Consider the following 9,407-nt stretch of genomic DNA (forward strand, 5'->3'; position numbering starts at 1 on the left):
CTCTCTTTCAAGAAGGGGAGAAGTCAATCGGCGTTTTGCGATCGCTGGGCTTGATAAGCTTGCCAACTCTCGACCACACGACCAAAATTGGTGCGGAATTCTCGCCAGCCGAGCCAACTTCCCTGCTCGTGCTCATCCCAAGAGGCAGAAAGAATCCCATAGCTTAGCCCCAGCGCCCCAAGGCCAAAGAGACCGAGACTAGCGATAACAACGGCCACATTAGGCAACTTAAACCAACCCTCATGGACAATGAAATAGCTGAGGGGAAACGTCATCAATCCCAAAAGAGTGGGAGTACCGCAGAAGATTGCCATCCGAGTAACCATGCGTTGGCTGACAATTTCTGGAATGCCTGTACTTTTTTTGGCTGGCTTGGCTGGGGACTTTGGGGCATTAGAACGGACGGCTGCGGCGGCAGGAGCTTTGGCAGACTTGGTTGGTCCTTTTTTCTTTTTAGGCTCAAAAGGCAGATCCGACCGTTTTGCCATTGTCTTTAACCCCGAATTCCTAGACGTTCAATGAGTTGGCGATAGCGCTGGGCATCGTGGCGATGGATATAGGCCAATAGCCGCTTGCGACGGCCAATAATTTTCAGCAGTCCTCGGCGAGAGGCGTGATCTTTTTTATTCGCCTTGAGATGTTCGGAAAGCTGCTTGATCCGCTCCGTGAGGATGGCAACTTGGACATCCGCAGAGCCAGTATCGGTACCGTGGATCTGGTAGGTGTTGATGATTTCTTGTTTGACGTCGTGTTGCAGGGCCATGGTCATCAGTTATGAACAGCGCGATCTATTATCATACTCCGATCTTTTGAAATAATAAACTCTCCTAAGGGCGACTACTCCCTCCGTTAGCTGCCACTGTGCTGCCCTAAGAATTGCTGACATTGGTGCTGTTTTCCTCAAGGGGGGCGATCGTCAGCAGTTCCTTGAGGGGTTTTTCACTATCGGAGATGGGGGGTTTGGCCGTTGTCAGTTCTGTATCAAGGGCAAAGGTGGCAAATTGGGTGAGAATTTCACGGCAGAAGACCTCAGCTGCCCGCGATCGGTAGCGGTTGGGATTGGTAATCAGTGACAGGGTGCGTTTCACCACCACATTTTCGATACCCATCCGCCGTAGGCTCCCCAATTGTAACTCCTTCTCAATCGCGGAAATAGAGACAAAGGCAGCCCCTAGGCCCGACTGCACGGCGTTTTTAATTGCCTCGATGGAATTTAACTCCATCTCTACCTTGAGGCGGCGGGGGTCAATGTTGGCGCGCTGAAGCACCTGATCAATCACCTTACGAATGGTGGATTGGGCATCGAGGGCAATAAAGCCCAGCTTATACAAGTCTTCTTTGGTCAGGGTTTCGGCACTAGCCAGGGGATGATCCACCGGTAAGACCAGTGCCAGTTCATCCTCAGCATAGGGGGTGACAGTAATCTGCTCACTCAGTTCCGATGGGACTTCACCGCCAATAATCGCTAGATCAATTTGACCGTTGACCAAACTCCAGCAGGTGCGGCGGGTGGAATGCACATGGAGTTGAACAGTGACTTCGGGATATTTGCTGCGAAATAGCCCAATCATGCGGGGCATCAAGTAGGTGCCGGTGGTTTGGCTGGCTCCAATGATTAGGGTGCCCCCTTGCAATTTTTGTAGGTCTTCGATGGCACGGCAGGCTTCATGGCACAGGGAGAGAATTTGATCGCCATAGGCCAGTAGGAGTTGTCCCGCTTCGGTGAGTTGGGCGCGGCGTCCCCCACGATCAAATAGGGGAACATCCAGTTGGCGCTCAAGGTTTTGCACCTGTAAACTCACTGCGGGTTGGGAGACGTAGAGGCTGTCAGCGGCTCGCTTAAAGCTTCCTTCGAGGGCGATCGCCTTCAGGATTCGCAATTGATCAAGGGAAAAGGGCAGTTCGGACATAGGCATTGAGGCCATAGGCGTGCCACTAAGAGGCGTTTTTCTGAACTTATCAGGAATCATGCCCAATTGATATCTATCCCCGCACAAGAAAGCTGAGTTTGGCGTGCCAATGAGGCAAAATAGCACATCTGAAACCTATTGTAAGGGTTGGCTTTCCCCCGCACGATCGCTGATTTTTGTTACAAATTGTTACATTATTGCGCTGTGGAGTGAGCGATCGCCCATCTAGCACTAAGAAAACATTTGCCGCTATTGGCCGCTTCTTGCGCCCCTATCCCGTTGCTCATCCCCTAACAGCCGATGAAGGGGAAGATTGCGGTTCGCTAAAATCGGTCTAGCGATGCTCTCGGGGAGCCGCTGCCCAATTGCGCGAGGAGTTGAAATCGTGCCCTACCCTTGGCCAAAATGGCTGCCGATGCCGGTTGTTGCCACCACACTGGGAGTAGCCGCTGTGGTGATCGGTGGGCGCCAACTGGGGCTGTTTCAGCCGCTGGAACTGAGTCTGTATGACTTCTATGTGCGATCGCAACCCGCCCGTGACCCTGATTCACGTATCCTGACGGTGCTGGTGACGGAGCAGGACATTCAAGCCCAAAAAACGTGGCCACTGCCGGATGCCACCGTCGCCGATCTCCTCACCCGCCTCAATGCCGCTAGCCCACGTGCCATTGGCTTGGATCTTTTCCGCGATTTGCCCCACCCCCCGGGCCACGACGAGCTGCAAAACATGATTCGCATCAACCCGCGCATTATTCCAGTGTGCAAATCAACGGGCGAAACAGCGGAACAACCCGAAGTGCCCCCACCACCCGGTATTCCCGCGGCACAGGTACCAGAGCGAGTGGGCTTTGCCGATATCCCCCTCGATAATGATGGTGTCATTCGCCGCAATCTATTTGTGATCAGCAATCCCAACGCGCAGCGGTGTACAACGCCCTTTTCCTTTGCCCTGATGCTAGCACTGCGCTACCTAGAACAAGACCCCACTCAGACTATCAAACTCGCTGACAAGGGTTTGACGCTGAATGATGTGCATTTTCCCCTCCTCACCAGCGATGCTGGCGGGTATGTGGGGGTGGACGATCGCGGCATGCAAACCCTGCTGAGGTACCGCTCACGCAACGCAGTGGGGCCAACGGTTTCTCTAACGGATGTACTGACCGGACGGGTGAGCGAAGACCTGATTCGCGATCGCGTAGTTTTGATTGGGGTGTCTGCGCCGAGTATCAAGGATATTTTCCTCACCCCCTATAGCGGTAGTGATGCGGTGACGCAGCAAATGCCGGGGGTGGTTGTCCATGGCCAGATGGTCAGTCAATTCCTGAGTGCTGCCCTCGACGGCGAAAGTCCCATTTGGTACTGGCCGCTGCCGGTGGTGCTCGGCTGGATTCTCCTGTGGGCCGGGGTGGGCAGTGTCCTTGGCTGGTGGTTGCGGCAACCCCTGTGGTTGGGGGGCGCGGTAGTGGGGGGGCTAATTGTCCTCTTTGGTGGCGGCTTTGGCATTTTTGTCATGGGGAGTGGCTGGATTCCTGTTGTGCCGCCGGCGATCGCCCTGGTGCTCAGCAGTGTGGGTATGGTGGGCTACGTCAGCTATCAGACGCAGCAGGAGCAAAAATCCTTCCAAGAAAAAGTACAGGAACAGGAAAAAGCCTTGGCGCTGTTGCGATCGCTGATGGCCGAGGATACGGCAGCCCTCAATGCAGCGCTGCGAGAATCCACAGAAATTACCGGCAAACCCCGTTCCCTCCTTAGTGGTCGCTACAAAATCCAAAAAGTCTTGGGGTCAGGGGGCTTTGGCCGCACCTATTTGGCTCGGGATACTCAACGGCCGGGGAATCCCCTCTGTGTCGTCAAGCATTTGCGACCGGGACGCACCGATGAGCGCTTTATGCAGGTGGCGCGGCGACTCTTTAATACCGAAGCAGAAATTCTTGAAAAGCTCGGACGCCATGATCAAATTCCCCTCTTGCTGGCCTATGTTGAGGAAAATCAGGAATTCTATCTGGTGCAGGAGTTCATTGATGGTGCTTCCCTAAGTGAGGAACTGAAGCACAAACACACGGAAGCCGAAGCCATTCAACTTCTACGGGAAATCTTGGAAGTGCTGAGTTTTGTCCACAGTCACTATGTGATTCACCGCGATATTAAACCCGATAATATTATTCGCCGTGCCAGCGATCGCAAGCTAGTATTGATTGACTTTGGGGCAGTGAAGGAAATTCAACCCCAAGAAGTGGAGAAAACCCAAGGGAGCACCGTGGTCATTGGTACCATGGGTTATGCTCCTCCAGAGCAGCTCTCCGGTCAGCCCACCCTCAGCAGTGATATTTATGCCGTCGGCATGATTGTCCTACAGGCCTTGACGGGCATTAAGCCGCGCGATCTACCGCGAGATCCGCGCACGGGTGAAGTGGATTGGCAGCAGTGTGTCACAGTCAGTGAAGGTCTAGCAGCAGTGCTCAATAAGATGGTGAAATTTAACTTTAGCGATCGCTATCCCTCAGCCAAAGAAGCCCTTCAAGAGGTACGGCGCTGGGCGACACCTGCTTCCCCCGTCTCGTGAATAATTCTGTGTTGCTCTCTGACCTCCCCCTTGGTACTTCAGCGCGGATCACTGCCATTGAGGGAGCCCCCGCTTGGCAACGCCGCCTTGCCGCCGTGGGATTGACGGTCGGCCAAACCGTCACCCTCTTGCGTCGTGCCCCCTTCAGTCAAACCTTGGCCGTACGGGTGGGCGCCCTGACCGATGTGGCCATACGGGCAACGGATGCTCGTACCATCCTTGTCGAACCGCTGAAAACCTAGAGAGTTGGCACTAATTGGGGATGCTCACAGTCGGCATCCTTAGCTGCCGCTGCCAGCAAGCCGTAAAAGAGAGGATGAGGGGCATTGGGACGGGAACGAAACTCGGGGTGAAACTGCACTGCAATAAAGAAGGGGTGAGCCGGATACTCGATAATTTCTACTAAGCGGCCATCAGGAGAGGTGCCCGTAATTTGATAGCCCGTTTCCAAAAAGAGGCTGCGATAGGCATTGTTAAACTCGTAGCGGTGGCGGTGCCGCTCATAGATGACTGTTTCGCCGTAGAGCTTTTCAGCAAGGGAATTGGGGGCTAGGCGGCAGGCATACAAGCCCAAGCGCATCGTTCCCCCCAAATCGACAATGTCCTGCTGTTCAGGCAAGAGGTGAATCACGGGATGGGGGGTATTGGCATCAAACTCAGCACTGTTGGCATTTTCTAGACCGGCAATATGGCGTGCCCACTCAATCACCGCGCACTGCATGCCCAAGCACAACCCCAAGAAGGGAATTCCCTGCTCACGGGCGTACTGAATGGCTGCAATTTTGCCTTCGACGCCGCGAATGCCAAACCCCCCCGGCACAACAATCGCCGCGACATTGCTAAGGGCATTTTCTACGCCATTTTCAACAATTTCTTCAGAGTTGATCCAGCGGATACGCAGTTCCTGATCAAGGGCGATCGCCGAGTGCCGCAGGGCTTCCACCACCGAAAGATAGGCATCGCTGAGGCGAACATATTTGCCAACGATTGCCACCTCCAGCGGCGTATGGGAACGGTAGAGCCGCTCCACAAGGGCTTGCCACTGACTGAGATCCGGTTGCCGTTGCTCCAAGTTCAAGAGACTCAAAACTTGGGTGGCTAACCCTTCGCGCTCAAGCAGCAGGGGCACTTCATAAATACTTTTGGCATCCGGCGAGGGAATGACGCATTCCACAGGGACATCACAAAATTGGGAGAGCTTTTCCTTGATGCCCGGTACAAGGGGGCGATCGCAACGACAGATCAGAATATCTGGCTGAATACCAATGGAACGCAACTCCTTCACCGAGTGCTGGGTGGGTTTTGTTTTCATCTCTCCTGCCGACGGAATCCAAGGCACCAAGGTTACATGCATAAATAGCACGTGGTGCCGCCCCACCTCCGTGCGAAACTGGCGGATGGCCTCTAGAAAGGGCAGCGACTCAATATCGCCAACGGTTCCCCCAATTTCAATAATCACCACATCGGGGTTTTTGTCCTTCGCTACCCGCAGAATGCGTTCTTTAATCTCATTCGTAATGTGGGGGATGACCTGCACCGTTCCCCCCATATAGTCGCCACGTCGCTCTTTGTTAATCACCGCTTGGTAAATGGATCCCGTGGTGACGCTATTGAGGCGGGACATGGGGGTATCCGTAAAGCGCTCGTAGTGCCCCAAGTCCAAATCCGTTTCGGCACCATCGTCAGTCACAAACACTTCCCCGTGCTGGAAGGGACTCATTGTGCCCGGATCCACATTGATGTAGGGATCAAGCTTGAGAATTGATACGGAATACTGCCGCGATTTCAATAGGCGCCCCAGACTAGCGGCAACAATTCCTTTCCCAATACTGGAGACCACACCGCCAGTCACAAAAACATATTTCGTCATTGCTGAATGCTAGTGCTAAGCCGCAGAGGCCATACTCATCAAAACCTACGCAACTATTCTCGCATATTGCAGCATGGCACCTAGGAGAAATTCTGCACTAATTCCTTAACGACTTGGGATTGCTCCTCAATGCGCTGCCTCAGCCGCTGGCACACCAGATCACACAGCAGAAAGATCGTCGGGTCAGCGATTTCGTAATAGACGGTAACCCCTTGGGGCTGTCGCCGCACCAGACCAGACTGAGCAAGGGTTTTCAAGTGCTTTGAGACATTGGCCTGCCCCAACCCCGTCTCCTGAATAATTTCTGAGACATTGCGCCGTCCCTGTTTGAGAGCACAGAGCACTTGCAGGCGACTCGGTTCCGACAGCACTTTGAAATACTCGGCAACGTGGGTGAGCAAGTCAGGGGAGGGGAGGTCAACCATGGGGGATATCGCACACTAGAGACACTGGTCAAGATAACTTAATTTAGTAATTCTATTATATGGCTGTACAGTAAATAAAGCAGCCCACCCTAGGGATGGGGAATGCTGCGAGCAGACTAACGCAGCTTCACTGGCAAATTGATGGCAGGTTTGGACGAGGTGGCCGTTGTGTTTTTTTGCCGTAGCCGTTGGGCATAGAAGGACGCCGCCTCATCACCACGGGCACATTCTTGGGCAAAGTTAATCAGATGATGCCCGACCACACCCACGTGGATCACTTGTTCAATTTGACCTTTTTTCAGGGCAGGCCCTGCCAGCTTCCAGAACGTCTTGCGGTAGCTCCCCCAAAGCCCCACGTGCCAGAGGAGATTTTTCATGATCCGCAGTCCCCGCAGGATATTTTCGCGGCTGAGGCGAGCTGGGCTATTCGGCACCGCAATGCGGTTGGGATAGGTGTGTTCCATTTGATAGGCAAACCGCTCGTAGAGAAACTCTGGTTCATAGGCAGTGGTGATGGTGCGGCGCCACATTTCCACCACTTCTTCGTAGGGCATGAGGAACTCAACATTGGATTCGCGGCTTTCGTCATGGTTGAGGCGGCCTTCCGCTTCCAACCGACGCCAGAGAGGGGTACGGGGTAGGGCGTGCAGCAGGTTAATCGTCAATGTGGGAATGTGGGAAGCGCGAATAAACTCAAGAATACGATCGCCCGTTTGTGGTGTATCGGTATCAAAGCCAATAATGATCCCAGAAACCACTTCCATGCCGTAACGATTGAGGGTTTGCACTGCCTGCAAAATCGGCATACTTAGGTTTTGATCCTTATGGATGGCGTGGAGCGCTTCAGGTTCTGGGGTTTCAATGCCACAGAAAATGGTACAGAAATAGGCTTCCCGCATCATTTCTAGGAGTTTTGGGCTTTGGGCAATGTTCAGGGTCGCTTCGCAGGCAAATTGCAGCGGGTAGCCATTGGCCTTTTGCCAGTCAATCAAGTGCGGTAGCAGTTCGGTTACTGCGCGGCGATTGCCAATAAAGTTATCGTCAACGAAATAGACTGCCCCCGGATTCCCAGAAGCCAGCATTGTATCCAGTTCCTTGAGGATTTGCTGCGGCGTTTTGAGGCGCGGATTGCGGCCATAGAGTTCGGGAATATCACAAAACTCACAGCGAAAGGGACAGCCACTGGAAAACTGCACACTGCCGAGGAAGTAATTTTCCATGCGCACGTGCTGGTAGGCAGGCACAGGAAATTCACTTAGGGGTAACCGTGCTGTGGTTTCAAAGATCAGTTGTTGAGGCGGGCGCTGGCTGCCGTATTCGTCAAAGTAAGCAATCATTTTATCGGTGGCATCCCCCAGTTCCCCTAAGTGGAGAATATCCACATCGGGATAGTATTCCGGACAACTGGAGACCGAAGGCCCGCCGAGGGCAGTGAGTTTACCGTGACGATGGGCAATGTCGTTGATTTCTAAAATTTGTGGCCGCTGAATGTGCATACCGCTGGTAATGACAATATCAGCCCAAGCGTAGTCAGCATCGGTTGCTGGCCGTACATTTTCATCAATCAGGCGCACTTCCCAAGATTCTGGAAGATAGGCGGCCACCAACAAAATCCCTTGGGGTGGCATAAAAGCGCGCACCGTGCCCATGAGGGGGTAGGCGTGGTGAAACGTACCAAAGGAGCGGCTGTAGCGGGGGAAAATGCAGAGAATACGGCGATGGTTGCGGGGGGTATAGGGGACTCGACCACCGGTCATCTCGGGAACCAGTTTAATCCCATCGGTGCTCCGACTGAGGTTCATAGCCCACCACTCCTACCTACACGCACTTTTCAATAGGTATAGCCTACAAATGCGGCTATCGCCTAGGTTTTAGTACCCTTTGGCACTAAAGTCCAATGTGAGGGGAATCTCTACTCGTTCAATGTGGGTTCTAAAGGTGCCATCGGGGTATAAAAATAGATGACGAAAACCGGGACCAATGGGTTCAAGGGAAAATTCAGGGGCGCGAGGCAAAAACTGGATACAGGTGGAGGGGCAGCCGAGATACGTCACCCCTTGCCGCTCGGTAGTAAATTCCTGATGGATATGACCAAAGAGGACAAGCTTCACCTGCGGATGGCGATCTAACACAGCAAAAAGGTGCTCGGGGTTTTGTAGGCGGCTACTGTCGAGCCAAGGGGCACCGGTCGCAAAGGGGGGATGGTGCAGGGCAATGAACGTGGGGCGATCGCCCGCGCGACTCAAGGTTGCCTCTAGCCAGCTTAAGGTTTCAGGACTCAATTCACCATGGACTTTGCCATCCGCTTGGGAACTGAGGAGCAGGCCTTGCCAAGTTCCAAGATTGATCTGGCGATCGCCCCTCAGCGGCGGACGTTCAAGCGCCGGCAGCATTACCCTTGGTTCATCATGGTTACCGGGAATCCAATATACGGGACAGGTAAAGTCCCCGAAGGCAGTAGCCAAACGGTCGTAGGTAGTCCCAACGGGTTCCTGTGCCAAGTCTCCCGTCAGCAGCACGGCAGCGGGGGCATGACGGCGAATTACCGCTAAAACGGCGGCTAGGGATTGAGCTGTGGTCAGGCCAAGGAGTTTGCCTTCATCTGTGGCAAATAGATGCAGATCTGATAACTGGATCAG

The 9,407-nt window shown here is 53.7% G+C and carries 9 protein-coding genes; 2 read left to right on the forward strand and 7 right to left on the reverse strand.

Going from position 1 to position 9,407, the window contains the following annotated elements; all coding sequences use genetic code 11:
• Nucleotides 1–23: 23 nt before the first annotated feature.
• The 3 genes from IGQ15_RS00380 to IGQ15_RS00390 form a co-directional block, all read right to left on the reverse strand.
• The gene (locus IGQ15_RS00380) at nt 24–488 is read right to left on the reverse strand and encodes a PAM68 family protein (protein ID WP_297047528.1); all 465 of its coding nucleotides are present in this window, start codon (nt 486–488) and stop codon (nt 24–26) included.
• 5 nt (nt 489–493) lie between these two features.
• On the reverse strand, nt 494–763 hold the full coding sequence (rpsO, locus tag IGQ15_RS00385) for a 30S ribosomal protein S15 (RefSeq protein WP_149821602.1): 270 nt from the start codon (nt 761–763) through the stop codon (nt 494–496).
• A 106-nt stretch (nt 764–869) separates the two neighbouring features.
• Nucleotides 870–1,910: a LysR family transcriptional regulator gene (locus IGQ15_RS00390; RefSeq protein ID WP_297047531.1), complete on the reverse strand. Its 1,041-nt coding sequence runs from the start codon at nt 1,908–1,910 to the stop codon at nt 870–872.
• Between the two features lie 385 nt (nt 1,911–2,295).
• Between IGQ15_RS00390 and IGQ15_RS00395 the strand changes: the two genes are divergently transcribed.
• Both IGQ15_RS00395 and IGQ15_RS00400 read left to right on the forward strand, forming a co-directional pair.
• Nucleotides 2,296–4,473 (forward strand): CHASE2 domain-containing serine/threonine-protein kinase, encoded by a 2,178-nt coding sequence (locus IGQ15_RS00395; protein WP_297047534.1) that lies wholly within the window; start codon nt 2,296–2,298, stop codon nt 4,471–4,473.
• An 8-nt stretch (nt 4,474–4,481) separates the two neighbouring features.
• On the forward strand, nt 4,482–4,715 hold the full coding sequence (locus IGQ15_RS00400) for a FeoA family protein (protein WP_297047537.1): 234 nt from the start codon (nt 4,482–4,484) through the stop codon (nt 4,713–4,715).
• Here IGQ15_RS00400 and IGQ15_RS00405 read toward each other — a convergent pair.
• The 4 genes from IGQ15_RS00405 to cpdA all read right to left on the reverse strand — a co-directional run.
• Nucleotides 4,712–6,343, reverse strand: a complete 1,632-nt coding sequence (locus IGQ15_RS00405; RefSeq protein ID WP_297047540.1) for a CTP synthase — start codon at nt 6,341–6,343, stop codon at nt 4,712–4,714. The genes IGQ15_RS00400 and IGQ15_RS00405 overlap by 4 nt on opposite strands.
• A gap of 80 nt (nt 6,344–6,423) precedes the next feature.
• Complete coding sequence (locus tag IGQ15_RS00410) at nt 6,424–6,768, reverse strand: metalloregulator ArsR/SmtB family transcription factor (protein WP_297047543.1); 345 nt, start codon at nt 6,766–6,768, stop codon at nt 6,424–6,426.
• Nucleotides 6,769–6,884: 116 nt separating this feature from the next.
• Entirely contained in the window at nt 6,885–8,525 is a 1,641-nt protein-coding gene (locus tag IGQ15_RS00415) for a B12-binding domain-containing radical SAM protein (protein WP_363315749.1), read from the reverse strand.
• A gap of 114 nt (nt 8,526–8,639) precedes the next feature.
• Nucleotides 8,640–9,407: 3',5'-cyclic-AMP phosphodiesterase (gene cpdA / locus IGQ15_RS00420; protein WP_297047546.1), on the reverse strand; the 768-nt coding region annotated here is incomplete at its 5' end.

Origin of the sequence: Thermosynechococcus sp. M98_K2018_005 (assembly GCF_015295825.1) — a bacterium.
GTDB lineage: Bacteria > Cyanobacteriota > Cyanobacteriia > Thermosynechococcales > Thermosynechococcaceae > Thermosynechococcus.

Coding starts and splice junctions, on each gene's coding strand:
- IGQ15_RS00415 (WP_363315749.1), bottom strand. CDS start 8,525: ATGACCGGTGGTCGAGTCCCCTATACCCCCCGCAACCATCGCCGTATT.
- rpsO (WP_149821602.1), bottom strand. CDS start 763: ATGGCCCTGCAACACGACGTCAAACAAGAAATCATCAACACCTACCAG.
- IGQ15_RS00410 (WP_297047543.1), bottom strand. CDS start 6,768: ATGGTTGACCTCCCCTCCCCTGACTTGCTCACCCACGTTGCCGAGTAT.
- IGQ15_RS00390 (WP_297047531.1), bottom strand. CDS start 1,910: ATGTCCGAACTGCCCTTTTCCCTTGATCAATTGCGAATCCTGAAGGCG.
- IGQ15_RS00380 (WP_297047528.1), bottom strand. CDS start 488: ATGGCAAAACGGTCGGATCTGCCTTTTGAGCCTAAAAAGAAAAAAGGA.
- IGQ15_RS00405 (WP_297047540.1), bottom strand. CDS start 6,343: ATGACGAAATATGTTTTTGTGACTGGCGGTGTGGTCTCCAGTATTGGG.